General features: G+C 72.4%; 24 protein-coding genes. 6 read left to right on the forward strand and 18 right to left on the reverse strand.

Annotated elements, in window-relative coordinates:
* Positions 1–35 precede the first annotated feature (35 nt).
* A complete protein-coding gene (locus tag ACGFN2_RS03615) occupies positions 36–1022 on the reverse strand; it encodes a Rossmann-like and DUF2520 domain-containing protein (protein ID WP_393357239.1) in 987 nt (328 codons plus the stop codon).
* Positions 1023–1402: 380 nt separating this feature from the next.
* Here ACGFN2_RS03615 and ACGFN2_RS03620 point away from each other — a divergent pair, with 380 nt between their 5' ends.
* Positions 1403–2545, forward strand: coding sequence for a threonine aldolase family protein (locus ACGFN2_RS03620; protein ID WP_393357241.1), 1143 nt, complete (start codon positions 1403–1405; stop codon positions 2543–2545).
* A 48-nt stretch (positions 2546–2593) separates the two neighbouring features.
* Here the strand turns inward: ACGFN2_RS03620 and ACGFN2_RS03625 are convergent, their stop codons facing one another.
* Positions 2594–2839: a hypothetical protein gene (locus ACGFN2_RS03625; protein WP_393357243.1), complete on the reverse strand. Its 246-nt coding sequence runs from the start codon at positions 2837–2839 to the stop codon at positions 2594–2596.
* 100 nt (positions 2840–2939) lie between these two features.
* On the opposite strand from ACGFN2_RS03625, the gene ACGFN2_RS03630 reads away from it, so the two are divergent.
* Positions 2940–4049 carry a DUF5937 family protein gene (locus tag ACGFN2_RS03630; protein WP_362610584.1) on the forward strand — a complete coding sequence of 370 codons (1110 nt, stop codon included), beginning with the start codon at positions 2940–2942 and terminating at the stop codon, positions 4047–4049.
* Positions 4050–4080: 31 nt separating this feature from the next.
* On the opposite strand, the gene ACGFN2_RS03635 is transcribed toward ACGFN2_RS03630, so the two are convergent.
* Positions 4081–4764: a response regulator gene (locus tag ACGFN2_RS03635; protein ID WP_393357245.1), complete on the reverse strand. Its 684-nt coding sequence runs from the start codon at positions 4762–4764 to the stop codon at positions 4081–4083.
* A 110-nt stretch (positions 4765–4874) separates the two neighbouring features.
* On the reverse strand, positions 4875–6080 hold the full coding sequence (locus ACGFN2_RS03640) for a sensor histidine kinase (RefSeq protein WP_393357247.1): 1206 nt from the start codon (positions 6078–6080) through the stop codon (positions 4875–4877).
* A 173-nt stretch (positions 6081–6253) separates the two neighbouring features.
* On the opposite strand from ACGFN2_RS03640, the gene ACGFN2_RS03645 reads away from it, so the two are divergent.
* Together ACGFN2_RS03645 and ACGFN2_RS03650 are read left to right on the forward strand one after the other, a co-directional pair.
* Positions 6254–7279 carry an SAM-dependent methyltransferase gene (locus ACGFN2_RS03645; RefSeq protein WP_393357249.1) on the forward strand — a complete coding sequence of 342 codons (1026 nt, stop codon included), beginning with the start codon at positions 6254–6256 and terminating at the stop codon, positions 7277–7279.
* A gap of 44 nt (positions 7280–7323) precedes the next feature.
* Entirely contained in the window at positions 7324–8466 is a 1143-nt protein-coding gene (locus tag ACGFN2_RS03650; RefSeq protein ID WP_362610594.1) for an NADH-quinone oxidoreductase subunit D, read from the forward strand.
* A 169-nt stretch (positions 8467–8635) separates the two neighbouring features.
* On the opposite strand, the gene ACGFN2_RS03655 is transcribed toward ACGFN2_RS03650, so the two are convergent.
* The 7 genes from ACGFN2_RS03655 to ACGFN2_RS03685 all read right to left on the reverse strand — a co-directional run bounded on the left by ACGFN2_RS03655 (position 8636) and on the right by ACGFN2_RS03685 (position 15480).
* Entirely contained in the window at positions 8636–9880 is a 1245-nt protein-coding gene (locus ACGFN2_RS03655; protein WP_393357252.1) for a hypothetical protein, read from the reverse strand.
* 204 nt (positions 9881–10084) lie between these two features.
* The gene (locus tag ACGFN2_RS03660; protein ID WP_362610597.1) at positions 10085–10576 is read right to left on the reverse strand and encodes a DUF3180 domain-containing protein; all 492 of its coding nucleotides are present in this window, start codon (positions 10574–10576) and stop codon (positions 10085–10087) included.
* Between the two features lie 123 nt (positions 10577–10699).
* Positions 10700–11347 (reverse strand): 2-amino-4-hydroxy-6-hydroxymethyldihydropteridine diphosphokinase, encoded by a 648-nt coding sequence (gene folK, locus ACGFN2_RS03665; protein ID WP_393357254.1) that lies wholly within the window; start codon positions 11345–11347, stop codon positions 10700–10702.
* On the reverse strand, positions 11344–11703 hold the full coding sequence (gene folB, locus ACGFN2_RS03670; protein WP_362610600.1) for a dihydroneopterin aldolase: 360 nt from the start codon (positions 11701–11703) through the stop codon (positions 11344–11346). Before folB ends, folK begins: the two co-directional genes overlap by 4 nt.
* A gap of 418 nt (positions 11704–12121) precedes the next feature.
* The gene (locus ACGFN2_RS03675) at positions 12122–12601 is read right to left on the reverse strand and encodes a nuclear transport factor 2 family protein (protein ID WP_362610603.1); all 480 of its coding nucleotides are present in this window, start codon (positions 12599–12601) and stop codon (positions 12122–12124) included.
* Positions 12602–12606: 5 nt separating this feature from the next.
* Positions 12607–13497: a dihydropteroate synthase gene (gene folP / locus ACGFN2_RS03680; protein WP_362610605.1), complete on the reverse strand. Its 891-nt coding sequence runs from the start codon at positions 13495–13497 to the stop codon at positions 12607–12609.
* 135 nt (positions 13498–13632) lie between these two features.
* Positions 13633–15480 (reverse strand): phosphatidylglycerol lysyltransferase domain-containing protein, encoded by a 1848-nt coding sequence (locus ACGFN2_RS03685; RefSeq protein ID WP_393357257.1) that lies wholly within the window; start codon positions 15478–15480, stop codon positions 13633–13635.
* Between the two features lie 141 nt (positions 15481–15621).
* Here ACGFN2_RS03685 and ACGFN2_RS03690 point away from each other — a divergent pair, with 141 nt between their 5' ends.
* On the forward strand, positions 15622–16737 hold the full coding sequence (locus ACGFN2_RS03690; RefSeq protein WP_362610610.1) for an alpha/beta hydrolase-fold protein: 1116 nt from the start codon (positions 15622–15624) through the stop codon (positions 16735–16737).
* Between the two features lie 58 nt (positions 16738–16795).
* Here the strand turns inward: ACGFN2_RS03690 and ACGFN2_RS03695 are convergent, their stop codons facing one another.
* From ACGFN2_RS03695 to dacB, 7 genes are all read right to left on the reverse strand, one after another.
* A complete protein-coding gene (locus tag ACGFN2_RS03695; protein WP_393357259.1) occupies positions 16796–17791 on the reverse strand; it encodes a hypothetical protein in 996 nt (331 codons plus the stop codon).
* Positions 17792–17876: 85 nt separating this feature from the next.
* Positions 17877–18482, reverse strand: coding sequence for a GTP cyclohydrolase I FolE (gene folE / locus ACGFN2_RS03700; RefSeq protein ID WP_362610613.1), 606 nt, complete (start codon positions 18480–18482; stop codon positions 17877–17879).
* Between the two features lie 119 nt (positions 18483–18601).
* Complete coding sequence (gene ftsH / locus ACGFN2_RS03705; RefSeq protein WP_362610615.1) at positions 18602–20614, reverse strand: ATP-dependent zinc metalloprotease FtsH; 2013 nt, start codon at positions 20612–20614, stop codon at positions 18602–18604.
* A 287-nt stretch (positions 20615–20901) separates the two neighbouring features.
* Entirely contained in the window at positions 20902–21441 is a 540-nt protein-coding gene (hpt, locus tag ACGFN2_RS03710) for a hypoxanthine phosphoribosyltransferase (protein WP_030077134.1), read from the reverse strand.
* 86 nt (positions 21442–21527) lie between these two features.
* Positions 21528–22586 (reverse strand): tRNA lysidine(34) synthetase TilS, encoded by a 1059-nt coding sequence (gene tilS, locus ACGFN2_RS03715; RefSeq protein ID WP_393357262.1) that lies wholly within the window; start codon positions 22584–22586, stop codon positions 21528–21530.
* 191 nt (positions 22587–22777) lie between these two features.
* A complete protein-coding gene (locus ACGFN2_RS03720) occupies positions 22778–23923 on the reverse strand; it encodes a zinc-dependent metalloprotease (RefSeq protein ID WP_362610619.1) in 1146 nt (381 codons plus the stop codon).
* Positions 23924–24320: 397 nt separating this feature from the next.
* The gene (dacB, locus tag ACGFN2_RS03725) at positions 24321–25895 is read right to left on the reverse strand and encodes a D-alanyl-D-alanine carboxypeptidase/D-alanyl-D-alanine-endopeptidase (RefSeq protein ID WP_362611147.1); all 1575 of its coding nucleotides are present in this window, start codon (positions 25893–25895) and stop codon (positions 24321–24323) included.
* Between the two features lie 86 nt (positions 25896–25981).
* Between dacB and ACGFN2_RS03730 the strand changes: the two genes are divergently transcribed.
* Positions 25982–26476, forward strand: a complete 495-nt coding sequence (locus ACGFN2_RS03730) for an inorganic diphosphatase (protein WP_108151010.1) — start codon at positions 25982–25984, stop codon at positions 26474–26476.
* Positions 26477–26558 lie beyond the last annotated feature (82 nt).

Below are 26558 nucleotides of genomic sequence, written 5' to 3' on the forward strand. Positions count from 1 at the left end.
GCCCGATCCGGGGGACGGGCTCAGGGGCGAGGAGGTCATCGGTCGCCTCCCTCGGGGCCGGGGGCGTCGGGGTCCGGGCCGGGGGCGTCGGGCGCGCCCGGGGCGGTGCCGGGTCCGTCGCCGGAGTCGGCGAGCACCTCCAGCAGGTCCTCGGCCAGTTCCGGCTTCAGCAGACCGTGGGCCAGCGCCCGGTCCGCGGTCGTACGGGCCATGGCGCGGTAGCCGGCGACGCTCTGCGGCGCGTGCCGGCGCAGCTCGGCGAGATGGGCGGCGACGGTTCCGGCGTCGCCCCGGGCGACCGGGCCGGTGAGCGCCGCGTCACCGGACCGCAGCGTGTTGTCCAGGGCGGCGCCGAGCAGCGGGCCCAGCATCCGGTCCGGGGCCTGCACCCCGGCGTCGTGCAGCAGCTCCATCGACTGGGCGACGAGTGTGACCAGGTGGTTCGCGCCGATGGCCAGCGCCGCGTGGTAGAGCGGGCGGGCGGATTCGGTGATCCACTCGGGCTCCCCGCCCATCTCGATGACCAGCGCCTCGGCGGCCATCCGCAGCTCGTCGGGCGAGGTCACGCCGAACGAGCAGCCGGCCAGCCGCTGGACGTCCACGGAGGTGCCGGTGAACGTCATGGCCGGGTGCAGGGCGAGCGGCAGGGCGCCGGCGCGGGTGGCCGGGTCCAGGACCGCCGTTCCGAACCGGCCCGAGGTGTGCACCAGCAGCTGGCCGGGCCGTACGGCGCCGGTCTCGGCGAGGCCGCTCACCAGGCCGGCCAGGGCGTCGTCGGGGACGGTCAGCAGGACCAGGTCGGCGCGGGCGAGGACCTCGGCCGGGGGCACCAGGGGAACGTCGGGCAGCAGCTCGGCGGCGCGGCGTACGGAGGCGTCGGACACGCCCGACACGGCGACCGGGCGGTGCCCCGCGAGCTGCAGCGCGGCGGCCAGGGCGGGCCCGACCCGGCCGGCGCCGACGACGCCGACGGTCAGCCGGGCGGGGCGGTCCTGGGCCTCGAGAGGTGGGATTGCATTCACGCGGCAATGGCCTTCCGTTCCAGTCCGCGGGGGGTACCGGACGATTCCTCGCCATGCTACGCGAGTGTTTCCGGTGGCTTTCAGAGCTGTACGGAAGGTGAGACCGGGGTCTCTTCCGAGAGTTATCCACAGGGGTCGCGGAGCGGCGCGGGGCTGCGCGACGATCGGTGCGTCGGCACGCGAAGGCGTGGGGAAAGAGCGGTCAGGGGGGTGTGAGGCGGATGCGGGAAGCAGGTGGACTCGGTCCGGACAGGGGCTCGCGGGAAGCCGCGGGTGGTAGCTCGGGGAGTGGTTCGGCGGATACCTCGGGCGGCGTTCCGGGCGATGCCCCGGGGGACGCCGCGAGCGGGGCGGGTGCCGCCCGCCCCGCGCCGGAACGGATGCGCGCGGCGCTCCGAGGCGCCCGGCGCGTGCTGCCGGGCGGCCTCGTGCGGGAGACGGTCCGCGAGCGGCTGGACCGCCTGGTGGCCGACGCTCCGGCCGCGTACGACCTGGACAAGGCGGTCGACATCTACGGGGACGGGGACAGCGTCATCGGCGAGCTGGAACGCCGGACCGCCGCCGCCCTGGGCACCGAGGCCGCCGCCTTCTTCCCGACCGGCACGATGGCGCAGCAGGTGGCGCTGCGCTGCTGGGCGGGGCGTACGGGCAACGCGACGGTGGCCGGTCATCCGCTGTCGCATCTGGAGGTCCATGAGCGCGATGCCTATGCGGTGGTCAGCGGGCTGCGGATGGTGCACCCGACGAGGGCCCCACGGCCGGCGACCGCCGCGGAGATCCACGCCCTGCGGGAGCCGTTCGGCACCCTGGCACTCGAACTCCCGCTGCGGGACGCCGGGTTCGTGCTGCCGTCGTGGGACGAGCTGACCGCGGCCGTGGAGGCCGCGCGGGACCGTGACGCGGTGGTGCACTTCGACGGCGCGCGACTGTGGGAGTGCGGCCCGCACTTCGGCCGCACGCTCCCGGAGATCGCGGACCTCGCGGACAGTGTGTATGTCTCCTACTACAAGTCGCTGGACGGCATATCGGGCGCCGCGCTCGCGGGCACCGAGGACTTCGTCGACGAGGCGCGGGCCTGGCGGCACCGGTACGGGGGGCAGCTGGCCCAGCAGTGGCCTGCCGCACTGGCCGCCCTCGCCGGCCTGGACCGCGAACTGCCGCGGCTGCCCGCGTACGTGGCGCACGCGAAGGTGGTGGCCCGTGCGCTGCGGGAGGGCCTGGCCGGGGCCGGGGTGCCGTGGTTCCGGGTGGACCCGGAGACGCCGTACACACATGAGTTCCGGCTGTGGCTGCCGTACCCACCCGGCCTGCTGAACGAGGCCGTGGTGCGCCAGGCGGAGGAGACCGGGACGGCGCTGTTCAGGAGCTGGTACGAGCCGGACCAGGCCGGCCCGACCGGGGTGACGCTGACCGAGATGACGGTGGCCTCGTCCGCCCTGGCATGGACGGAAGGAGACATCCGGGCGGAGGTGGGCAAGTTCGTGGACTTCGTCGAGGCCGTGAGGGCCGGGCGGATGAGGTGACGCGAGGGGACGGGACGGGCGGTCGCCGAGGGGGCGACCCACAAGGGGTCACGGCGCCCCTGCCCCGGCCCCCCTGGCGCCCCGGCGGAGCAAGGTCGTGGCGGCGGTGCGGAGGGCGCCGCGGAGGCGGCCCGGGAGGCGGTCGGTGGGGGCCGTGACGACGGCGCGGAAGCGGTACCACCGGCGGATCTCGCGGGCGGTGCGGACGGTGTGGGTGCCCGGGGCGGGCGGGGCGGACTCGTCTCGCCGGGAGGCACGGTAAAGGTCGAGGAGGTGCTGCTGACCGGCGTTCATGGCCCTCACTGTGCGGTGGTCCGGCCGCTCGGCGCGCGTCGTTTGACGGGAGCCGTCAAACGACGTCCACGCAGGTGGGAGCCTCACGCATGATGGGCGCATGGCCAACGTCATCGACATCACCGGGCTGCCCCCGGAGCGCGTCGTCTTCGCCCCGTCCCCCTTGGCGGAGCTGGGCGCCGCACTGCACGCACTGTCCGAACCAGGGCACCATCCGGGGCTGCACGGCTGGGTCATGGCGACCAACGCGGCGCTGAAGACCGACCTCGCCGACCGGCTGTGCGAGGCCGACTTCCTGTGGCGGTCCGCCCGTTCCGATATCCTGCTGCCGGCCCGCCCCGGGGCGACGCTGGCCGAGGACCTGGACGAGCTGGACAGGATCGATGACGAGCGGTTCGTGGCCGCCGCGTTCGAGATCAGCTGCTCGCCGCGCTACAGCCTGCCCACCCCGTCGCCGCTGGTCGACGCGGACGAGCGGGCGCGGGTGCGGGAGATGGCGGCCGCTCGCGGCCCGCGGCAGGCGGCCTTCACCGACCGGATGCTCACCGACCCCGACGGCCTGCGGGTGTGGCTGCGCCGCCTGTTCGAGGACTGCGAGGAGGCGTTCTTCGGGGACATCTGGCGGCGGGTCGGCATCCAGCTGGCGGCCGACGCCCGGCACAAGACCGAGCTGCTGCGCCGCAAGGGCCTGGCCGAGACGCTGTCCGCGACCTCGCGGGCGCTGCGACTGGAGGACACGCAGGACGGCAGCGGCGGCACCCGCATCCTCCTCGACAAGCTGGCCCAGGGGCGCACCACGGCGTTCGCTGACCCCGCCGATCCGGGCGTCACCTTCCTGCCGACGTCCTTCGGCTGGCCGCATCTGCTGTTCAGCCATGCGCAGGGCTGGCGCCCCGTGCTCCAATACCCCGTCGCCGGGCAGGAGTTGCCGCCGCCGGCCGCGCTGGAACTCGTCCAGCAGCGGCTGGAGGCGCTGGGCCACCCGATGCGGATGCAGCTGTGCCGGACCCTGTCGCGGGGGCCGCACACGACCGGGGAGCTGGCGAACGCGTTCGGCATCACCTCGCCGGAGGTGTCCCGGCACATCGCGACGCTGAAGAAGGCCGGCCTGATCCAGACCCGGCGCCGGGGACGCTATGTGCTGCACCAGCTGGACCTCCAGGTGGTGGCCCGGCTGGGCAGCGACTTCCTTGAGGGCGTGCTGCGTTGAGGACCCGCCGGGTGCGCGGCGGCCCCGGGCCCTAGGCCCCCGACCCGCCGGCCCGCACCAGACCCGTCTCGTACGCCAGGACCACCGCCTGGACCCGGTCGCGGAGGCTCAGCTTGGTGAGGATGCGGCCCACGTGGGTCTTGACGGTGGCCTCGGAGAGCACCAGCCGCGCCGCGATCTCACCGTTCGACAGGCCCTGGGCGACCAGCAGCAGCACCTCCCGCTCCCGCTCCGTCAGCCGCTCCAGCTCGGGCCGGGACGGCTGGCCGGAGGTGCCGGGCAGCATCGGCGTGAAGCGGTCGAGGAGCCGGCGGGTGGTGGACGGCGCGACGACCGCGTCGCCGCTCTCCACCGCCCGGATCGCGGCGAGCAGCTCCCCCGGCGGGACGTCCTTGAGCATGAAGCCGCTGGCCCCGGCCTTCAGCGCGGAGAAGGCGTACTCGTCCAGGTCGAAGGTGGTCAGGATGAGGACCTTCGGGGCGCCCTCCTTCTGGCCGCCCTCGCAGATCCGGCGGGTGGTCTCCACCCCGTCCAGCTGCGGCATCCGGACGTCCATGAGGATCACGTCGACCTGGGTGCCGCGCAGCACCTCCAGGGCCTCCACCCCGTTTCCGGCCTCCGCGACCACCTCCATGTCGGGCTGTGCGGCGAGCACCATCCGGAAACCGGTGCGCAGCAGCACCTGGTCGTCGACGAGCATCACACGGATGGTCATGGCAGGGGGTCCCTTCGGGGAGGAGTGGGGGGCGAGCGTACGGGGTGGGGTGCGGGGGGCCGGTGTGGTCCCCTCATAGGACGCCGTCCGGTCCGGACCGGTTCGCGCGGTCACCGGGCCGGTTTGAGCGGGAGGACGGCGCTGACCCGGAAGCCGCCGCCGGGGCGTGGTCCCGCGGCCAGGGTGCCGCCGACCATGCCGACGCGCTCGCGCATCCCGATGAGGCCGTGGCCGAGGCCGTCCGCCCCGCCCTCCTCGTAGAGCTCGCGCTGCGCGCCGCGGCCGTCGTCCTCGACGAGCAGGTCGAGATCCTCGTCCCGGTAGGCGAGCCGGACGGTCGCGCCGACATGGGGGCCGCCGTGTTTGCGGGTGTTGGTGAGCGCTTCCTGGACGATGCGGTACACGGTCAGGGCGACGCTGCTGGGCAGTTCGCGGGGTTCGCCCACGGTCCGGAAGTCGACCGGCAGTCCCGCGCCGCGCACCTGCTCGATGAGGTCGGTGAGCTGCTCGACGCCGGGCTGGGGGACGTATTCGCCGCTCTCGGGCTGCTCGCCGGTGCGGAGCACACCCAGCAGGCGGCGCATTTCGGCCAGCGCCTGGCGGCCCGTGCCGGAGATCGTCTCCAGGGCCTGCCGGGTCTGTTCGGGCGCGGAGTCGAGCACGTAGGCGGCGCCGTCGGCCTGGACGACCATCACCGAGACGTTGTGGGCGACGACGTCGTGCAGTTCGCGGGCGATACGGGCGCGCTCGGCCGCCACCGCGATCCGGGACTGCGCCTCGCGCTCCTTCTCCAGCCGGGCGGCCCGCTCCTCCAGTTGGGCCCAGTAGGCGCGGCGGGTGCGCATGGAGTCGCCGAGCACCCAGGCCAGGACGAACGGCACGGTGAGCAGCACGGTCACGAACAGGCTCTCCCCCACCCGCCGGCCCTCGGCGCTGCCGCTGAAGCGCCAGAAGGAGAGGGCGGGCCCGAAGACGGCGCCGGCGAGCGCGCAGCGAGAGGCCCAGCGGGGGATGGCGGGCCCGGACGCGACGGTGTAGGTGATCACGAACATCGCGGCGTCGCCGGGGTTGGTGTCGATGCCGAAGATCAGTTGGCAGACGCCGATGGCGGCCGTCAGCAGCAGCATCTTCACGGGGGCCCTGCGGCGCAGCGCGACGACGAGACACAGGCCGACCGTGCAGACCCCGGCGAGCACCTTCTGGAAGCCGCCCGTCTCGAACGCCACCCAGGGGACAGTGACCCCGAGCAGGAGGACGGCCCAGAAGCTGTCCACCCCTGTCGGGTGCCTGCGGATGAAGTCGTAGAGGCGCTGCACGTAACCCAGCGTAGGCACCGGGAATACATGTACGAGTCAACCGAGCGAGCGATCCTGTCCGCCGCGCCTACTCCCCAAGGTGGAGACTCTGCTCCGAATGTGTCGGCCCCCTGGACGGAAGGCACCTGGTGCCGTCCGTCCGGGGGCCGGTGCCCGCCCGTACCGTGGGGCAGATGACGAACGAGTGGTGCGGGTGGCGCGAGGCCACGGAGCGGGCGCTGTACGGCCCGGAGAGCGGCTTCTACACCCGGCCCGGCGGCCCCGGCCCGGCGGGCCACTTCCGCACCTCCGTCCATGTCTCCCCGCTCTACGCGGGTGCCGTCGCCGGCCTCCTGTGCCGCGTCGACGCCGCGCTGGGCCACCCGGACGAGCTGGCGCTGGTCGATGTGGGCGCGGGGCACGGCGAGCTGCTCACGGGGGTGCTGGCGGCGCTGCCCGCCGAGGTGTCCGCGCGGCTGCGCCCGTACGCCGTGGAGCGCGCCGGGCGCCCCCAGGGCCTCGATCCGCGGATCGTGTGGCGGGACGAGCTGCCCGCGCCGGGTTCGGTCACCGGGCTGCTGTTCGCGAACGAATGGCTGGACAACGTGCCGGTCGAGGTCGTCGAGACGGATGACGACGGTGTGCCGCGCCGGGTGCTGGTCCGCGCCGACGGCACCGAGCGGCTGGGCGAGCCGGTGGACGGCGCGGACGCGGAGTGGCTCGCCCGCTGGTGGGCGCCGCCGGCGGGCGCCACCGGGGGCGGCCCGGGGCTGCGCGCCGAGGTCGGCCGCCCCCGGGACGCGGCCTGGGCTCGGGCCGTCGGCACGCTGCGCGCCGGTCTGGCCGTCGCCGTCGACTACGTGCACGAACGGGGCGGCCGCCCGCCGTTCGGCACGCTCACCGGCTTCCGCGACGGCCGCGAGGTGGCGCCCGTCCCGGACGGCAGCTGCGACATCACGGCGCATGTGGCGCTGGACGCCTGCGCCGGGCCGTCGGCGAAGCGGCTGACCCAGCGGGCGGCGCTGCACGCCCTGGGGGTGGACGGCCGGCGCCCGCCGCTCTCCCTGGCCGCCACCGACCCGTCCGGGTACGTACGGGCCCTCGGCGCGGCGGGCGCGGCGGCGGAGCTGACCGACCCGGCGGGCCTGGGCGGCTTCGGCTGGCTGCTGGAGCCGGTGGGCGGGGCGTGCGCGGCCCTGCTCAAGGACTGGGACGGCTGAGGGCCCAGGGGTCCGGTGGGGCGGTGGCCTGCGAGACTGTTGCCATGACGGAGACGACGGTCGGCATCGGCGGCGCGGCGGAGAGCACCGACATGGTGCTGAACATCGGCCCGCAGCATCCCTCGACGCACGGCGTGCTGCGGCTGCGACTCGTCCTGGACGGCGAGCGCATCCAGCACGCCGAGCCGGTGATCGGCTATATGCACCGCGGCGCCGAGAAGCTCTTCGAGGCGCGCGACTACCGCCAGATCATCATGCTCGCCAACCGGCACGACTGGCTGTCGGCGTTCTCCAACGAGCTGGGCGTGGTGATGGCCGTCGAGCGGATGCTGGGCATGGAGGTGCCCGAGCGTGCCGTCTGGATGCGGACCCTGCTGGCCGAGCTGAACCGGGTGCTGAACCACCTGATGTTCCTCGGCTCGTACCCCCTGGAGCTGGGCGGGATCACCCCCGTCTTCCACGCCTTCCGGGAGCGGGAGGAGCTCCAGACCGTCATGGAGGAGATCTCCGGCGGCCGGATGCACTACATGTTCAACCGCGTCGGCGGCCTCAAGGAGGACCTGCCGGCCGGCTGGCTGGGCCGGACGCGGCAGGCGGTGGCCGATGTGCGCTCCCGGATGGGCGTCTACGACGACCTGGTCCTGGGCAACGAGATCTTCCGCGGCCGTACCCGCGGGGTCGGTGTCCTCGCGCCGGAGACGGTGCACGCGTACGGGGTGTCCGGGCCGATCGCCCGCGCCTCCGGTGTCGACTTCGACCTGCGGCGCGACGAGCCGTACCTGGCGTACGGGGAGCTGGGGTCCACGCTCGATGTGGTCACCCGGCAGGAGGGCGACTGCCTGGCCCGCTTCGAGTGCCTGCTGGCACAGAGCCACAACGCGCTCGCCCTGGCCGACGCCTGTCTGGACAGGCTCGCCGAACTGCCGCCGGGGCCGGTCAACCAGCGGCTCCCCAAGGTCCTGAAGGCCCCCGAGGGCGCGACCTACGCCTGGACCGAGAACCCCCTCGGCATCAACGGCTACTACCTCGTCTCCAAGGGCGAGAAGACGCCCTACCGCCTCAAGCTGCGCTCGGCGTCGTTCAACAACATCCAGGCCCTGGTGGAGCTGCTGCCGGGCACGCTGGTCGCCGACATGGTGGCGATCCTGGGCTCGCTGTTCTTCGTCGTCGGCGACATCGACAAGTAGGCGGAGGCGGGTGCGGTCGGGGCCCTGAGCCCCGTCGGCGTACCGTCCCGCGGCGCACGGCGCGCGGCGGCTCCTCCACACCCTGTGGACAACGGGCCCGCCCGGCCCGGAACGCGGATCGGCCCCGGAGTTCAGGAGAACTCCGGGGCCGATCGGCTGTCCGGCCGGATCAGGAGATGGCGGTGCGCAGTGCGCCGATCTCGAACTGCTCGGTCTCGTCGTGCGCGGTCAGGTCGATGACCTCACCGCTGCCGGTGGTCGTCTCCCCGTCCGTCTGCCCGTTCCGCTCGTCCGGTCCCGACGGCTCGTCCTGCCCGGACGGCCGGGCGTCGGCCTCGGCGGACTCCGCGGACGGCTGGGTACGGGCCGAGTGCTCGGCGACGGCCTCGTCCCCGACGACGTCCGCCAGGTCCTCCTCCATCGGCCCGGTCAGCTGCCGGGGACCGGAGTCCGAGTCGGCCGCGTTGCCGAAGAAGTCGAAACCACCCGTCGCACGGGACGTGGCGGGCCGGGACGGGGTGACGGCGGAGGCGGTGGCGGGCACCGGCCGGAGCGCGGGCCCGGCGGCGGTGGCCTTACCGGCGGGCCCGGCGGCGGTGGCCTTACCGGCGGGGCCGGTCCCGTCCGTACGCTGCGCGGCTGCCGCCGGGGCCTTCCCGCGGCCCTGCGCACCGTCCCGGCCGGCCCGGTCGCCGCGGCGGGCGGGCGGTCCGGAAGGGGTGAGGTCCTCGGCGCCGCCCTTCGGCGCGCGCGCCTGCTGGGCGGCGCGCTGCCGGGCGGCGTTGCGGGCCAGCCGGCGCAGCGCCTGGTCGGCCTGCGCGTAGGTGGCGGGCTCGCGGCGGCCCGGAACGAGCGGCTCCGAGGGATGGGCGGCGTCCCCCTGCGCGGACGAAGTCGAGAGCCGGAGGGGGGAGTTGACGAGCCGTGGAAGACCGGCGGCGGGCAGGGCCTTGGCCGGGGCCGCCTCGATGGCGAGCAGCCGGCGGCCCTCCAGGGCACTGGCCCGTTCGGTCTCGGCGGTGGCGTAACGGCGGAGCAGTGCGGCGTGTTCGCTGCGCAGCCGGGCCAACTCGGCGCGCTTGGCGCGGAGTTTGGTCTCCAGGCCGGCCCGGATCTCGCGGGCCTCCTCGACATCCGTCTCCAGCTCGGCGATCCGCTCCTCGGTGCGCCACTCGTCGCGCACCCGGGCGCGGGTGAGTTCGGCGACCCGGCGGCCGGCGTTACGGTCCCAGGTCCGCAGAAGGACGGCGCCGGTCAGTGCGGCGGCCGCGGCGCCCGCGGCGAGCACCCGTTGCACCAGATCGTCGCCGACACACCACGCGCCCGCGGCGCAGGCGATTGACGCACCGGCGACCGCCGAGGGAGGAAGCAGCCGGTGGAGGGGTGGGGATTGGCGGTGGCGTCCTCGTGGCATGGCCAGAAACTTACCGTGCGTGCGGGACTTATGGGGCCACGCACACCGATCCGTTTCACGCTGGTTACTTCTCCACCGGTCCTTCGCATTCTGAAGAGGCCGACGTCCTCGGGAGCGGGCCCGTACCCCCGCTGCCGTGCGTCTTCTCCCGCCCCGCCCCCGCGGTTCGCGGTCTCCGCGGCGCCGCGTCGGCCCGGCCCGGCGTCACACCGCCGCGTCCACCCCGCCGTTCCCGTTGCCGTCGTCGTCGGGCAGCTTGCACACCCGCTCCAGGAAGATCGCCGCGGCGACCACCGCCGCTCCGGCGAGGACCGACAGCCCGGCGTGGATCGCCTGGTCCCGGCGCGGCGCGACCTCCAGCCCGGCGGTCAGCAGAAAGACACCGACTCCGCCGTACAGCCCGGCCACCAGCGCCGCCACCAGCGCGCTGGCCTGACCGAGAATCACCGCACGGGCGGCCACCAGCGGTTCGACGCCCTTGGCGCCCGGCCGGCGCTCGCGCTGCGCGCGCAGCCGCGACCGGAAGGAGAACGCGGTGGCGGCGAGCATCGCGGCGATCAGCGCCAGCACGACCGGGGCGGCGACGGGAACGCTGGGCAGGGTGCCGAACGCGTCCCACAGCCGGGCGCCGCCCCAGGCCAGCACCCCGGCCGCCAGAAACAGCCCGACCAGCACCTTGATGTGTAGCTGCTTCACCGAGCGATCGCCCCTCGCACCGTCATGACCTTCCCTGCCGACACGGCCGCTCCTGTCGTCCCGGCCGCCGTGTCCGTTCCGTACGGATGCCTCCCTCGGGAAGCCCACCCGCAACCCTCACACCTACTCCGGCAGCCGCAGTTCCAGGTCCGCCCGCGGCTCGACACCGTCGCGGCCGACCGCGGACAGCAGCTCGGCCACCCCGCCGAGCCCGGGGACCACGGCCTCCGGGTCGATGTCGTGCCACGGCACCAGCACGAACGCCCGCTCATGGGCGCGCGGGTGCGGCAGCGTCAGCCGCGGGGCGTCGGAGACCACGTCCTGGTACGCCAGGATGTCGACGTCGATCGTGCGCGGGCCCCAGCGCTCGTCGCGGACCCGCTCGAAGGCCTCCTCGATCGCCTGCCCGCGCTCCAGGAGGGAGTCCGGCGGCAGCGTCGTCTTGATCAGCACCACGGCGTTGAAGTACGTCGGCTGGGAGCCGGGGTCCACGCCCCACGGCACGGTCTCGTAGACCGGGGAGACCGCCTTGACCCGCAGACCGGGGGTGTCCTCCAGCGCGTCGACGGCGCCCTGGAGGGTCTCCAGGCGGTTGCCGAGATTGCTGCCGAGGGAGATCACGGCGCGTTTGGGGTTGGAGAGCGTCACATCGGCGGCGTCCACCTGCTCCACCACGGAGGCGGGCACCGGCTGCACGGTCGGGTCGCCCAGGCCGGGACGCGGCGCTGCGGCTCCGGCGGGGGCGGTGGTCGGCTGACGGGCGGAATTCATACTCGGCTCCGAGTGATGGTGATGGTCACGTCATCGAAGGGGACGGTGATGGGCGCGTCCGGCTTGTGCACCACCACCTCCACCTCCTGCACGCCCTCGTGCTTGAGGCACTGGTCGGCGATGCGCTCGGCCAAGGTCTCGATGAGGTCGACCGGCTCACCCTGCACGACGGCCACCACCTCCTCGGCCACGACGCCGTAGTGCACGGTCTTCGCGAGATCGTCGCTGGCCGCGGCCCTGCGGGTGTCCAGGCCGAGCACCACGTCGACGATGAAGGTCTGGCCCTCCTCGCGCTCCCGGGGAAACACCCCGTGGTGGCCCCGGGCCTTCAGCCCACGCAGCGCGACACGATCCACGCGAATCACTCCCACTGGTCCACGGCACCTCTGGCGCCACTGTTCGTCGGATTCCGGGCCGCCGCCGGCAGCGACCGGCAACACTCCCCGCCGTCGAATCTACCTTCGAGCACCGACGGTCCTCGCCCACGGGGGCTATGGACAAGACCCCGTCCTGCTGCTAGATGCCGCCCCGTGAGGCAGCGGCCAGCGGGCCGGGAGATCGTCCGCGCGGCCCTCTTACCCCCCTGCCCACGCCCCACCCCTACCCGTGCCGCACTTGGCTCGAACGGGTGCGCCCTCACCCGGATGGCTGACGTCCGCCCCTACGGCCGCGCAGGCCGCCGCCCCGGACACAAGGGCGGGCGGTCATGGCAAGGCTCACACCCCGCCCGCGCCCGGGAGCCGCCCGGCCCGGCGGCCGCCTCCCGGACGGCGCTCAGAGGGCCTCCTCGCCGCCCTCGCCGGCTCCCCCGTCCTCGTCGTCCCCGTCCTCGTCCTCGCGGTCCGCGAGCACCGGTGAGCCGTGGTGCGACCACACCCGCCAGCCGTCCTCCGTGCGCCGGAAGACATTCGTCGCCACGACCAGCTGGCCGATCAGCGGCCCCACCGAGCCGTCGTCCTCGGCGGGCCCGCCGCTGAGGATGTTCTCGGTGCAGGTCACCAGCGCGGTGTCGCCGACGACGTCGATCTCCACATCCGTGAGGAAGAACTGGATGTACTCGGTGTTCGCCATGATCAGCGCATAGGAGCGCAGCACCTCGCCGCGCCCCCGCAACACCGGCCACCCCGGGTGGACCACGCTCACCTGGCCGTCCAGCCACAGCCCGGACAGCGCCTCGTGATCGCCGCGCTCGATGGTCTCGTACAGGGTGGTGTTCGCCTGCTCGACCAGCTCGATGTCCGTCTGCGGGCCCAAGCCGCTCACACCGTTCCCGTCGTGTCCGCCGTCGTCCCGCCTGCCGCGCACTCCACGGCACGGGCCACCCGTACCGCGTCCGCGCTCGCCCTGACCTCGTGCACCCGCACCGCCCAGGCCCCCTCTCGCGCCACGATCGCCGACACCGCCGCCGTCGCGGCATCCCGCTCCCGGGCCGGCGGTGCGGCGGCTTGCTCGCCGCCTGCCAGCACCCTGCCCAGGAACCGTTTCCTCGAAGCGGCCACCAGCAGCGGACGGCCCAGCGCGCGCAGCCGCTCCAGCCCGGCGACCAGCGCGAGGTCGTGCCCGGCCTCCTTGGCGAAGCCCAGGCCGGGGTCGAGCACGATCCGGTCCGGGTCGATCCCGCCGGACACCGCACGCTCCATGCTCTGCTCCAGCTCGGCGACGACCTCGGCGACCACGTCCCCGTAGACGGCACGGTTGTTCATGTCGATGGACTGGCCGCGCCAGTGCATCACCACGAACGGGACGTGGTGCGCGGCCACCGCCGGCACCATCGCCGGGTCGGCCGCGCCCCCGCTGACGTCGTTGACCAGCCGCGCACCGGCCTCCACGGCCCGCTGGGCGACGGAGGCCCGCATGGTGTCCACGGAGACCACCACACCGGCGGCGGCCAGCTCCCGGACCACCGGGACGACCCGGCGCAGTTCCTCGGCCTCGTCCACCCGCGCCGCGCCCGGCCGGGTCGACTCGCCGCCCACGTCCACCATGTCGGCGCCCTGCGCCACCAGGTCGAGACCGTGTTTGACGGCGAGTTCGGTATCGAACCAGTCACCGCCGTCGGAGAACGAATCGGGCGTCACATTGACGACGCCCATCACCGCGCAGCGTTCCCAGTCCGGCAGTCCGGCCACCCGGCCACGCAAGGTACTCATGGCACCAGCGTAGGCCGTGTGCCGACCGGCCGGATTGCCGCCACCGCATGCGGGAACCGGCCCCGGCCGGCCAGGGGCCACGGCCCGCCGCGCGCGGCAGGGGACGGCCCGTCCGGGCGGCCGTCCGGGCTCCCGTCAGGCGGCCCGCCCGACCGCCCCCGGCGCGGCGGCCGGCTGCGGCAGATGGGCGCACGGCCGCGGCGGCGCGGTCTTCCTGCGCCGCAGTACGCGCGGCAGGCCCAGCTCCAGGTAGCCCTCGGCCTGGAGCGCGGCCAGGCCGATGCGGGGAATGTCACGGCTGTTGCGGAAGACCACGAAGCGGGGCTCCCAGCGGGGCCGGAACTTGTCGTTGAACTTGTACAGCGACTCGATCTGGTACCAGCGGGACAGGAAGACCAGCATGCCGCGCCAGACCCGGATGACCGGTCCCGCGCCGAGCTTCTCGCCGCGCTCCAGCGAGGAGCGGAAGACCGCGAAGTTCAGCGACACCTGCTTGACGGCGAGGTCCGGGGCGGCCTGCAGCGCGGCGACGATCAGCAGCTCGTTCATCCCCGGGTCGGCGCCGCGGTCGCGCCGCATCAGCTCCAGCGAGATCCCGCTGTCGCCCCACGGCACGAAGTGCTGCATCGCCTTCAGGTCGCCGTACGGGCCGGGCTCCTCGCCCTCGGCCGCGGCCAGATGGGCGGTGGCGATCACCGCGTCGCCGTCGGCCTGCGCGTCGATCCGGCCCAGCGCCATGGAGAACCCGCGCTCGGTGTCGGTGTCCCGCCAGGCGTTCGCGGCCTGCTGGATCTGCGCCAGCTCGGCCGGGTCCAGATCACGCACCCGCCGCACCTGGGTCCGGTAGCCGTTGCGCTCGATGCGCTTGACCATCTGCCGGACGTTGCGCATCGCGCGGCCGCTGAGGGTGAAGCCGGCGACGTCCACGATCGCCTCGTCGCCGAGCTCCAGCGCGTCCATGCCGGTCTCCCGGGTCCACACCTGGCCGCCGGTCTCGCTGCAGCCGGTGACCGCCGGGGTCCAGGAGTGCGCCTTCGCCTCCGCCATGAAGCGCTCGATGGCGCCCGGCCAGGCCTCCACGTCGCCGATCGGGTCGCCGCTGGCGAGCATCACACCGGAGATCACCCGGTAGCAGACCGCGGCCTTGCCGGTCGGGGAGAAGACCACGCCCTTGTCGCGGCGCAGCGCGAAGTAGCCGAGCGAGTCCCGGGCGCCGTGCCGGTCGAGCAGCCCGCGCAGCTGCCGCTCGTCGTCGTCGGTCAGCCGGGCGGCCGGATGCTCCGGGCGGAAGGCGAGGTACGCGGTGGTGGCGACGGTCAGCAGGCCGAGCGCGCCGAGCGAGTAGCCGACGGTGTAGTCGACGTGGTGGGTGTAGCCGACCGGGCCCTCGAAGCCGAACAGGCCCCACAGGACGTGCTGGGCGCGCGCCCAGAGGGAGGGCGAGCCGATGGTCTTGTGGGGGTGCGAGCTGACGATGACCAGGCCGATGCCGAAGCTGACCCCGCCGAGGACGACGAAGTTGGCCAGCGCCTTCCAGCGGCTGCGCGGATCGGGCAGCGCCGCGAACTCCCGCCGGTGCCACACCAGGTACACCAGGAGCGCCAGCGAGAGCACCGCCCCTAAGACGGAGTGGCGGTAGACGAGCTGGGCGGCGATCCCCACCGGGAGCAGCGCCACGGCCGCGCCCCAGGCGCGCCGCTTACGCCGCTTGAGTCCGTGGGCCAGAAGGAGCAGCAGGATGCCGACGACGATGGAGGCGGCGGCCGCCAGCGGGCTCACCGCGCCCGGCAGCACCTCGGCCAGGGCGTGCATCCGGCTGTGCCGGAAGCGCGGGAAGACCCCCGCGGCCAGGTTCAGCAGGCCGACGACCACACCGGCCGTACCGACGATCCCCGGCACCGCTTCGGGCCGCGGGCCGCGGAGCCAGCGTGGCGTTCGCCACGCAACCGTCTCCGAATTTTCGCCATCTAGCCTGTCAGACATCACTTTCCCGTCGCCCCGGTCGAGAGAACGTGCGAGCCTTGTCGCAGCATCTGGACTTTTTGCGCCCTGTATGACGGCGTTTCAGGGCTCGGGGTTCCACCAGCGGTACGGATGGCCCGGCCGCCCGGAAGAAAGCACCACATGGGTCTCACCAGCAAGAAAGTGCTGCTTCTTGCCGTCCTCGTCGCGGTGGCACTGTTCGTCCTCACGATCTGGCTCTGGCCTCGCCTCTCCAAGGGGAACTGGCGCGCCGTTCTCGGCCGTATCGGCCTCCTGATGGCGACGCAGATCACCCTCTTCGCCGTGATCGGTCTCTACGCCAACAATTCCTTCGGGTTCTACGCGTCCTGGGCCGACCTGTTCGGCCAGGAACAGGAGCCGGGCGTGGTCACCGATTACAAGACCGGACCGCACGGCACCGAGCTGCGGATGCTGGGCACCGAGCGGGTGAGCGTACGCAACGGCTCCCGCCCGGAGACCGGCGGCCGGATCGACAAGGTGCTGGTGCAGGGCGAACACTCGCAGATCGCCAGCCCCGCGTTCGTCTATCTGCCGCCGCAGTACTTCCAGAAGAAATACGCGCACAAGAAATTCCCGGCGGCCCTGGTACTCACCGGCTACCCGGGCACCGCCCAGGCGCTCTACAAGAAGCTGCATTTCCCGCAGACCCAGCACGAGCTGCTCAAGAAGCGCAAGATGCAGCCGACCGTCCTGGTCATGATGCGCCCGACCGTCGCCCCGCCCCGCGACACCGAGTGCATGGACATACCGAACGGCCCGCAGACCGAGACCTTCTTCACCAAGGACCTGCGCGCGGATATCTCGGCGCACTACCGAATAGGGCGCGAGGCCAAGAGCTGGGGCGTCGTCGGTGACTCCACCGGCGGCTACTGCGCGCTGAAGATGACCATGCGCCACCCCGAGGCGTACTCCAGCGCGGTCGCCCTCTCCGGCGCCTACAAGGCCCCGCGCGACGCCACGACCGGTGACCTCTTCGGCGGCAGCCGGCAGCTGGAGCGCGAGAACAACCTGCTGTGGCGTCAGCGGCATCTGCCCGCGCCCCGGGTGAACCTGCTGGTCACCAGCAGCAAGCAGGGCGAGGCGAATTACGACCAGACGCTGCGGTTCATCCAGCAGACGAAGTCGCCGAGCCGGGTCTCGTCGATCATCCTCGACAGCGGCGGCCACAACTTCAACACCTGGCGCCGCGAGATCCCCGCCGCCCTGGCCTGGCTGGGCGGCCGCCTCACGGTCTGACGGGCGCCATCGAGCCCTGCACGACGCCCGGGTCCCTGCATCGCCCCGGGCCCGGGCATCACCAGCCGGTCCGCACCAGATGCCCGTTGGACAAGAAGCTCAGGTGCGGTTCGAGGCGGAAGCTGTAGAGCGTGAAGGGCTTCGTCCCACCAGCGAGGCGTGGCCTCACCGCACGGACCTGGACCCATTCGGCTTCCACAAGATCCACGGGATGGAGCTCGGGCACAAAGGTGCCGCGTCTGAGCCAGCTGTCCGCCACGATCAGCTGGGAGGTACGGCCGTCCGCACGCGGCGTGAACCGGGCTCCAATGATCTTCGCCAGCTCGGCCAGAAACGGGATGTTCGCGCTGACCAGCACCCGTCCCCGCATACTCCGTAACCGTGTGCCGTCGCCCTCTGCGTACCCGTCGAGGAAACCCTCGAATGTCTCGATGTCGCGCAGCACCACGCGCGGAAATCGCTGCCGCAAGTGATGAGCGTCCCCGCCCACGTACTGCCGCAGCGCATCCGCCAAATATGAGCACACAGGCCGGACCCGGAAGCCCGGGACGTCCCGCCCGAGGTAGCCCGACGGCCGGGTCACCGGCTGGACACGGACCACCAGCCCCGTCGCGCTTTCCAGGGCTTCGGCGTACTTGTCGGCGAACGCCTCGTCGTTCACCACCAGCGAGACGTAGGTCGAGCCCACCGTGCCGTCAGCGCACGTGGCTCCGATCAGGTAGCCGAAGTGATAGCCGGGACGGAGGGAAAGCCGCTCCCGGCACAGCTTCCGGGCGGGCGTCCACTCCACGACGGTATCCATGGCCTCGGCGGCATGCACCCAACCGTCAGGGCTTGAGAGCAGCAGGCTCGCATCTGCGGTGAACGCCGCCTTGTCCGTGGTGACATCGACCAGGCTCCGCGACTTCACGGTCGCCACCCCGGTAACGACCGTGCACACCGTCTGCCTGCCGACCACCGTCCAGAGCCGGTCCCCCACCCCGACGTCCTTTGCCCGCTTGCGCCCCCCTACGGCGTTCACGGTCTGCCTGCTCGGCAACCCGCCGTTGCCCATACCGCCACCCCTAGCCTGTGAACGACTCGTCACAGAAAGTACAAGAGACCACTGACAGCTGGGCGCGCTCGGCGCGGGACCGGAACTAGCGGGCCATTATCAGGCTCATCGCCTCTGCACGAGTGGAGGCGTCCCTGAGCTGACCCCGCACCGCAGAGGTCGTCGTCTTCGCACCAGGCTTGCGAATGCCGCGCACGGACATACACATGTGCTCCGCCTCTACCACCACGATGGCGCCCCGGGCTTCGAGGATGCTCATCAGCGAATCGGCGATCTGCGTGGTCAACCGCTCCTGAACCTGGGGCCTGCGGGCATAGACGTCCACCAAGCGGGCGAGCTTCGACAGACCTGTGATCTTTCCGGAGTCCGCCGGGATGTAGCCGACATGGGCCACTCCATGGAAGGGCAGGAGGTGATGCTCACAGAGGCTCACGATCTCGATGTCCTTCACCAGGACCATCTCGTCGTGCCCCAGATCGAACGTGGTCGTCAGCACCTCCTCCGGCTTCTGCCAGAGTCCGGCGAGAATCTCCCTGTACGCCCGTGCCACCCGTGCCGGCGTCTCCAGCAGTCCCTCGCGGTCCGGGTCCTCGCCCACCGCGATGAGGAGTTCGCGTACGGCGTTCTCGGCGCGCTTCTCGTCGAACGTGCCGATCTTGCCGCCGACGTCCAGCGTCACAGGGTCCGTCATGTGGTGCCTCGTTCCTTCTGCGCCCGCTCGAATCGCGGTGGAAACGCGGAATGCCGCGCCCCCCAGACTAAACCGGGGTGGCGCGGCATCTATTCCAGGGCCCCGGAGGGCCGCCGGGATCAGCTCTCGGGCCGCTGCTCCTCGGGTGCCTCCGCCTTCTCCGTGGAGACGGTGGCGGTGGTGGTCACCGAGCCGTTGGCCGGGGCCAGCTCCTTCGGCGACAGCACCGGCGGGCGGCTGGAGGGCGTACGGCGCGACGAGCCGGTCCACGCCGGGCGGGCCGGGCGCTTGACCACGTGCTTGAACAGCTCGGCGATCTCCTCCTTGCCGAGCGTCTCCTTCTCCAGGAGCGTCAGCACGAGGTTGTCGAGCACGTCGCGGTTCTCGACCAGGATCTCCCACGCCTCGTTGTGCGCGGTCTCGATGAGGCTCTTGACCTCCTCGTCGACCAGCGCGGCGACCTCTTCCGAGTAGTCGCGCTGGTGACCCATCTCACGGCCCAGGAAGGGCTCGGAGTTGTCGGTGCCGAACTTGATCGCGCCGAGCCGCTCGGTCATGCCGTACTGCGTGACCATCGCGCGGGCCGTGGCGGTGGCCTTCTCGATGTCGTTCGCGGCACCCGTGGTCGGGTCGTGGAAGACCAGCTCCTCCGCCGCGCGGCCGCCCAGCATGTACGCCAGCTGGTCGAGCATCTCGTTGCGGGTGGTGGAGTACTTGTCCTCGTCGGGCAGGACCATGGTGTAGCCCAGGGCCCGGCCGCGGGACAGGATCGTGATCTTGTGGACCGGGTCGGAGTTCGGGGAGGCCGCCGCGACCAGGGCGTGTCCGCCCTCGTGGTACGCGGTGATCTTCTTCTCCTTCTCGGACATGATCCGGGTCCGCTTCTGCGGTCCGGCCACGACGCGGTCGATCGCCTCGTCCAGGAAGTGGTTGTTGATCAGCTTCTCGTCGCTCCGGGCCGTCAGCAGCGCGGCCTCGTTGAGGACGTTCGACAGATCGGCACCGGTGAAGCCGGGGGTGCGCTTGGCGACGGCCGAGAGGTCGACGTCCGGCGCGACCGGCTTGCCCTTCTGGTGGACCTTGAGGATCTCCAGACGGCCCTGCAGGTCCGGACGGTCGACGGCGATCTGCCGGTCGAAACGGCCGGGGCGCAGCAGCGCCGGGTCGAGGATGTCCGGACGGTTCGTGGCGGCGATCAGGATCACACCGCCCTTGACGTCGAAGCCGTCCATCTCGACCAGCAGCTGGTTGAGGGTCTGCTCACGCTCGTCGTGGCCACCGCCCAGGCCCGCACCGCGGTGCCGGCCGACGGCGTCGATCTCGTCGACGAAGACGATCGCCGGGGCGTTCGCCTTGGCCTGCTCGAAGAGGTCACGGACCCGGGAGGCACCGACACCCACGAACATCTCGACGAAGTCGGAGCCGGAGATCGAGTAGAACGGGACGCCCGCCTCACCGGCGACGGCACGCGCCAGCAGCGTCTTGCCCGTTCCGGGCGGGCCGTACAGCAGCACGCCCTTGGGGATTTTGGCACCGACGGCCTGGAACTTCGCCGGCTCCTGGAGGAACTCCTTGATCTCGTGGAGTTCCTCGACCGCCTCGTCCGACCCCGCCACGTCCTTGAAGGTCGTCTTGGGGGTGTCCTTGGTGATCAGCTTCGCCTTCGACTTCCCGAAGTTCATCACCCGGGAGCCGCCGCCCTGCATCTGATTCATCAGGAACAGGAAGACGATGGGAAGCAGAATGAAGGGGAGCAGCGTGATCAGCAGGCCGACGAACGGGCTCTGCTTCTCCGGGGAGACGGTGTAGCCGTCCTTGATCTCGCCGGTCTGGTACTTGGCCTGCAGGTTCTTGGCCACGTCGACGCCCTGGTCGCCGATGTAGCTCGCCTGGATCTTGTTGGAGCCCTCAACCTTGTTGGAGCCCGACAACTCGACCTTGATCTTGTTCTCGTCACCGGTCGTCAGCTCGGCGGACTTCACCTTGTTGTCAGCGATCGCCTTGACGACCTGACCGGTGTCCACCGTCTTGTAGCCGCCGGACGAGCCGACGACCTGCATCAACACGACCACGGCGAGGACGGCCAGCACGATCCACATGACCGGCCCACGGAAGTATCGCTTCACGTCCATCCATACGGAGCCGCTGAGGCCCCGTCCCTCCTGCCACAGTGAGGCACAACGCCCTTGGTAGGGCTGGTCGTGCGTTGCGTACGGTGTATTACTGGCCCGAAAAAAGAACTGCCTTCGGACGGTACCCCAGCATTGTCACTCGGCGCCTGCGCCGACGGTGAACATGCGGCCCGGGATTCCGCTCTCCCTGCTCCAACGGCGGGAGACCCCGAAGGGTTCCCGCCGGGCCGCGGCGGACCGGCCGCAGCCCGTCCGGCCACGCCCAGCCGGACGAGCGCCGGGACGCCTCAGCCGCCGTAGACGTGCGGCGCGAGAGTACCGACGAACGGCAGGTTCCGGTACTTCTCCGCGAAGTCGAGGCCGTACCCGACGACGAACTCGTTGGGAATGTCGAAGCCGATCCACTTCACGTCGATGGCGACCTTGGCCGCGTCCGGCTTGCGCAGCAGCGTGCAGACCTCCAGCGAGGCCGGCTCGCGCGAGCCGAGGTTCGACAGCAGCCACGACAGCGTCAGGCCGGAGTCGATGATGTCCTCGACGATCAGGACGTGCTTGCCCTTGATGTCGGTGTCGAGGTCCTTGAGGATGCGGACCACGCCGGAGGACTGGGTGCCCGCGCCGTACGACGACACGGCCATCCAGTCCATCGTGACGGGGGTGGACAGCGCGCGCGCCAGGTCCGCCATCACCATCACGGCGCCCTTGAGGACGCCGACGATGAGCAGGTCCTTGCCCGCGTACTCCGCGTCGATCTTCGCGGCCAGCTCCGCCAGCTTCGCGTCGATCTCTTCCTTGCTGATGAGTACCGACTGAAGGTCGGAACCCATGTCCTTGTCGTCCACCCGTGCCACTCTCGCTCAGTTCGGTGTTCGCGTCAGTCGTGAGACTTCGGAAGCGGGGCAGCGTCTGCGGCTCAGCCCTGCCGAATCACCAGTCTGCCACCCTGCCGTCGCACACCCACGCGCCCGGGGAGGTTGATGGCCCCCTGCCCCCTCCAGGCCGTGATCAGCCGGTCCACTTCCTCGATGTGGCGGGCGAAGAGCGAACCGGCCGGTGAACCGGCGCCGATCACGGCCCGGCGCAGCACCCGGCGGCGCACCGCGGGGGGCAGCGCGAACAGGGCGGAGATGTCCAGGGAGCCGTTGTCGTCGAGCACCGAGCCCTCGGCGTCGGCGGCCCAGGCGTCCAGGGCGTCGGCGTCGTCGCGGGAGAGCTGGGCGGTGCGGGCCAGCGCCTCGACGACGCCCTTGCCGAGCGCCTTCTCCAGCGCGGGCAGACCCTCGTGGCGGAGCCGTGAGCGGGTGTAGGCGGGGTCGGCGTTGTGCGGGTCGTCCCAGACGGGCAGCGCCTGGATCAGACAGGCCTTGCGGGCGGTCTGGCGGTCCACGTCGAGGAAGGGCCGGCGATAGCGCCCGTCCCGGCCGCTGGTCGCGGCCATCCCGGAGAGCGAGCGGGTCCCGGAGCCGCGGGCGAGACCCAGCAGCACCGTTTCCGCCTGGTCGTCGCGGGTGTGGCCGAGGAGGACCGCGGTGGCGCCGTGGCGCTCGGCGACGGCGTCCAGGGCGGCGTAGCGGGCGTCACGGGCGGCGGCTTCCGGGCCGCCGGCCGGGCGGCTGCCGCTCCCCCGGCACGCGGTGCCGTGCGCCACCTTGTTCGGTTCGCCCACGTCGACGGCGACGGCCTCTACGGGGTCGAGCCCCAGTGCCCGCAGGCGCAGGGAGACCTCGGCGGCGCGGAGGTCCGAGCCCTCCTGGAGGCCGTGGTCGATGGTGACGCCCCCGGCGCGGAGCCCGAGCTTGGGCGCCTCGAAGGCGAGAGCGGAGGCGAGCGCCATGGAGTCGGCGCCGCCGGAGCACGCGACGAGCACGAGCGGGGGCTCGTGCCGGTCGTGCGCGGAGTGGTGGGTGAGCACGTCGTGGAGTACGCGGCGGACCGCCAGGCGTATCGCGGCGACCGCTGGATGGGGACCCATGTCCGTTTCCAATCGTTCAGCTGGGGAGCCTCGGGCCGTGGACGGCACTTCGTCACACAGAGTGCCTAGATGGTGACAGAGGCGAGCGGTTCCCCGAGCATTGCACGCCTATCCATCCGTAACGGTCCCTCAGACGGGTGATTGAAGGGGCGCTCTACTGCCACGTGGCGTGCCCAGCACACACCGCTCGCCTACGGTGCCCCGTCCGCCTTGCGGTGCACCCGCGCGATCCAGTCCGCCGGTTTGGCGATCTCCTGTTTGGTCGGGAGGGTGTTCGGCGACGTCCAGATCCGGTTGAAGCCGTCCATGCCCACCTCCTCGACGACGGCGCTGACGAACCGCTCGCCGTCGCGGTACTGCCGCAGTTTGGCGTCCAGGCCGAGCAGCTTGCGCAGCGCCTGGTCCAGCCGGCCGGCGCCACTGGCCCGGCGCTTCTGGAACTTCTCCCTGATCTCCGCGACCGACGGCACGACATCGGGGCCCACGCCGTCCATCACATAGTCCGCGTGCCCCTCCAGCAGGGACATCACCGCGGTCAGCCGGCCCAGGATCTCGCGCTGCGCGGGCGTCTGGACGAGGTCGACCAGCGAGCGGCCCTCGTCCTCGCCCTCCTCGCCCTCGGGCTTGGCACCGGCCAGCGACTGGGCGGCCTCCCGCAGCCGCTCCAGGAGCGTGCCCGGGTCGATGTCCGTCTCGGAGAGGAAGGACTGGATCTCGCCCTCGATGTGGTCGCGCAGCCACGGGACGGCGGTGAACTGGGTGCGGTGGGTCTCCTCGTGGAGGCACACCCACAGCCGGAAGTCGTGCGGGGCCACTTCGAGCTCGCGCTCGACGTGCACGATGTTCGGCGCGACGAGCAGCAGCCGGCCGCCCTGGGCCGCGGCCGGCAGATCCCGGGAGGCCGGAGCGAAGGTCTCGTACTGGCCGAGCACCCGCGACGCCAGGAACGACAGCAGCATGCCCAGCTCCACGCCGGTCACCTTGCCGCCGACCGCGCCGAGCACCGCGCCCCCGGGGCCGTTCGGGCGGCGGTCCTCCATCTTGGCCAGCAGCGGCTTGAGCACGGCACGGAACCCGGCGACGTTCGCCTTGATCCAGCCCGGCCGGTCCACGACGAGGACCGGCGTGTCATGCGGCGCCTCGCCCGTCGCGTCGGGCTGTGCCATCCGCGTGAACGCGCGGACATGCGCCTCGGAGGACTTGGCGTGCTTGCGCAGCTCGGCGACGATCGCGCGCGCCTCGTCCCGGCTCACCTCTGGGCCCGGCCGCACGAACCGGGTCGCGGTCGCGACCGCGAGGTTCCAGTCGACCATCTCGGTTCCACCGATGCTCGTCATGAGTTCACCGTACGTGGGGGCTTGGCGTGGGGGTAGCCGGTTCGCTGCGCTTTGGCTGCGCTTTGGCGGCGCGCCCCACGTGTTCGGCTTTCCCGCCGTGGGGGCTGGGGTGGGGTCGCCTGCGGCGGGCTCGGTCCGCTGCGCGGGGCTGTCGGGGTGCGGGGACGGGCCTCCGGGGCCTCATGTGCGGACTGCTTCGCTTTACGTCCGCACATGAGGCCCCGGAGGCCCGTCCCCTCCCGTGGGTGGGTTGGGGGAGGTGGGTGGGGGTGGGGCTTGGTGGGTTGCTTTCCGTTGGGGGCTTCTCTGGGGGGGGCGTCCAGTGGGCGGGCGGCTGTCCGGTGGGTGGCTGTCCGGTGGGTGGCTGTCCGGTGGGGCTTGCCCTGAGGGGATTTCCTTAGCGGCAGCCGCAGTTGGCTACTGCCGAGGCGAGTTTGTCCAGGGCGGTCTGGGCGCCTTGGGGGTCGGTGGTGCCGGTGGTCATGAAGGAGAAGACGAGGAGGCGGCCGTCGGCGTCGACGACGGTGCCGGCCAGGGTGTTCACGCCGGTGAGGGTGCCGGTCTTGGCGCGTACGGCGCCGGCGCCGGCGCTCTGGCCCCGGTAGCGGTTGCTGAGGGTGCCGGTGAAGGCGGCCACCGGGAGGCCGGTGACGACGGGGCGCAGGGCCGGGTGGTCGGGGGACGAGGCGTGCAGCAGGAGGCGGGAGAGCAGGGCGGCGGTGACCCGGTCGTCGCGGTCCAGGCCGCTGCCGTCCGCGAAGACGGCGCCGGACAGCGGGAGGTGCTCGCGCTGGAGGGTGGTGCGGACGGCCTTTCCTGCACCGGCGAAGCTGGCGGGCTGCCGGGAGGCGAGGGCGGTCTGGCGGGCCAGGGCCTCGGCGATGTCGTTGTCGCTGTGGGTGAGCATGCGCTCGACGAGCGCGGACAGCGGCAGGGAGTGGACGGCGGCGATCCGCTCGCGCTTCTTGGGGGCCTTGGCCCCCTTGGGGTCGCCGTGCACGGTGATGCCGCGGTCGTGGAGCAGATCGGCGAAGGTGCGGGCCGCGGTGCGGGCCGGGTCGGCGTCGCGGGGGGCGGTGCCGTGGTCGGAGTCGTCGAGGCGGGCCTCGTCGGTCATCAGCGCGGTGACGGGGGCGATGTTCTCGTTCGGGCCGATGGGGTGCTCGGCGGGGCCCGTGTAGGCGGAGGTGTCGTAGCCCAGGCCGATCTTGGTGGTGTGGCGCTTCTTGAGGGCGCGGGCGGTGGCGTCGGCGAGGGTGCGCAGGCTCGCGGGCTGCTCCTCGGCGCCGGAGTGCGGGGCGCGGGCGGTGAGGGTGGGGTCGCCGCCGCCGACCAGGACGAGGCGGTCCTTGCCGGCCAGGACGGTGGTGGTGTCGATGCGGTGGTCGGGGCCGAGTGCGGAGAGCGCGGCGACGGCGGTGGCGAGCTTGACGGTGGAGGCGGGGGTGGCGGCCTTGCCCTGTCCGTCGCCGAAGACCTCGCGGCCGGCGGCCACGTCCAGCACGGAGGCGGTCCGCAGCGGGCCGAGCGCCGGGTCCTTCAGCAGCGGTGCGAGCGCGTCGGCGAGCCCGGCGTCGGTGGGGGCGGGCGCCGCGCCACGGCCCGCGGCACCGTGCGCGCGGCCGCCGAGCGCGGGCAGGACGGGCGGTGCGCTGGGCGCGGGCCGGGCGTCCGGAGCGTGATGCTCGCCACTGGCGCCGTCCATCGCCGCCGCCTCGGCCCGCTCGGCCGTACGCTGACCCGAGTCCCACGGCCCGGACGCCGCCACCGCGACGACCGCGACCGCGAGGCCGGTGGCTGCGGAGACCGCTGTCAGCTGCCAGGTCTGCTGGGTATGGCGCGGTGTGGCGTGCCATACCTGCTGCGTGGTCGCGACCGCAGTCTGTGCCGACCGGACCGCCGCGCGCGTCGCCGACCGCGCGGCTCGTTCGGCCGACTGCCATCTGACCTGCCACTTTCCGGTCTCCGGCACCTCGGACCAGCCCCTTTCGCCACCACACACCTGCGTGGGGGACACTTAATCACCAGACGTATGTGTTGATCATGGAGGAGCCACCCGTGGAGTTCGACGTCACCATCGAGATCCCGAAGGGTTCGCGGAACAAGTACGAGGTGGATCACGAGACCGGTCGAATCCGCCTGGACCGTCGACTCTTCACCTCGACCAGCTACCCGGCCGACTACGGCTTTGTCGAGAACACCCTGGGCGAGGACGGCGACCCGCTGGACGCCCTGGTCATCCTGGACGAGCCGACCTTCCCCGGCTGCCTCATCAAGTGCCGCGCCATCGGCATGTTCCGGATGACGGACGAGGCCGGCGGCGACGACAAGCTGCTGTGCGTGCCGGCGTCCGACCCGCGGGTGGAGCACCTCCGGGACATCCACCACGTGTCGGAGTTCGACCGCCTGGAGATCCAGCACTTCTTCGAGGTCTACAAGGACCTGGAGCCCGGCAAGTCCGTCGAGGGCGCCAACTGGGTCGGCCGCACCGAGGCCGAGGCGGAGATCGAGGCCTCCTACAAGCGCCTGGAGGCGCAGGGCGGCGCGCACTGACGTAGCGTCCCGGCACCTCGCCGGCGGGGCCGGGAGCGGCCCCGTCCGGGGAGGTGCGCGCTCCGCTTTTCGTACGCGAACG

This window comes from Streptomyces sp. NPDC048612 (assembly GCF_043199295.1).
Lineage (GTDB): Bacteria > Actinomycetota > Actinomycetes > Streptomycetales > Streptomycetaceae > Streptomyces.

Excerpts from the sequence above, each read along its gene's own strand:
- ACGFN2_RS03650 (WP_362610594.1), top strand. The coding sequence starts at position 7,324 with ATGACGGAGACGACGGTCGGCATCGGCGGCGCGGCGGAGAGCACCGAC.
- ACGFN2_RS03635 (WP_393357245.1), bottom strand. The coding sequence starts at position 4,764 with ATGACCATCCGTGTGATGCTCGTCGACGACCAGGTGCTGCTGCGCACC.
- folE (WP_362610613.1), bottom strand. The coding sequence starts at position 18,482 with ATGACGGACCCTGTGACGCTGGACGTCGGCGGCAAGATCGGCACGTTC.
- hpt (WP_030077134.1), bottom strand. The coding sequence starts at position 21,441 with ATGGGTTCCGACCTTCAGTCGGTACTCATCAGCAAGGAAGAGATCGAC.
- ACGFN2_RS03695 (WP_393357259.1), bottom strand. The coding sequence starts at position 17,791 with ATGGGCAACGGCGGGTTGCCGAGCAGGCAGACCGTGAACGCCGTAGGG.
- folK (WP_393357254.1), bottom strand. The coding sequence starts at position 11,347 with ATGAATTCCGCCCGTCAGCCGACCACCGCCCCCGCCGGAGCCGCAGCG.
- ftsH (WP_362610615.1), bottom strand. The coding sequence starts at position 20,614 with ATGGACGTGAAGCGATACTTCCGTGGGCCGGTCATGTGGATCGTGCTG.
- ACGFN2_RS03620 (WP_393357241.1), top strand. The coding sequence starts at position 1,403 with ATGCGCGCGGCGCTCCGAGGCGCCCGGCGCGTGCTGCCGGGCGGCCTC.
- ACGFN2_RS03720 (WP_362610619.1), bottom strand. The coding sequence starts at position 23,923 with ATGACGAGCATCGGTGGAACCGAGATGGTCGACTGGAACCTCGCGGTC.
- ACGFN2_RS03625 (WP_393357243.1), bottom strand. The coding sequence starts at position 2,839 with ATGAACGCCGGTCAGCAGCACCTCCTCGACCTTTACCGTGCCTCCCGG.
- ACGFN2_RS03685 (WP_393357257.1), bottom strand. The coding sequence starts at position 15,480 with ATGTCTGACAGGCTAGATGGCGAAAATTCGGAGACGGTTGCGTGGCGA.
- tilS (WP_393357262.1), bottom strand. The coding sequence starts at position 22,586 with ATGGGTCCCCATCCAGCGGTCGCCGCGATACGCCTGGCGGTCCGCCGC.
- folP (WP_362610605.1), bottom strand. The coding sequence starts at position 13,497 with ATGAGTACCTTGCGTGGCCGGGTGGCCGGACTGCCGGACTGGGAACGC.
- ACGFN2_RS03655 (WP_393357252.1), bottom strand. The coding sequence starts at position 9,880 with ATGCCACGAGGACGCCACCGCCAATCCCCACCCCTCCACCGGCTGCTT.
- ACGFN2_RS03645 (WP_393357249.1), top strand. The coding sequence starts at position 6,254 with ATGACGAACGAGTGGTGCGGGTGGCGCGAGGCCACGGAGCGGGCGCTG.
- ACGFN2_RS03690 (WP_362610610.1), top strand. The coding sequence starts at position 15,622 with ATGGGTCTCACCAGCAAGAAAGTGCTGCTTCTTGCCGTCCTCGTCGCG.
- ACGFN2_RS03630 (WP_362610584.1), top strand. The coding sequence starts at position 2,940 with ATGGCCAACGTCATCGACATCACCGGGCTGCCCCCGGAGCGCGTCGTC.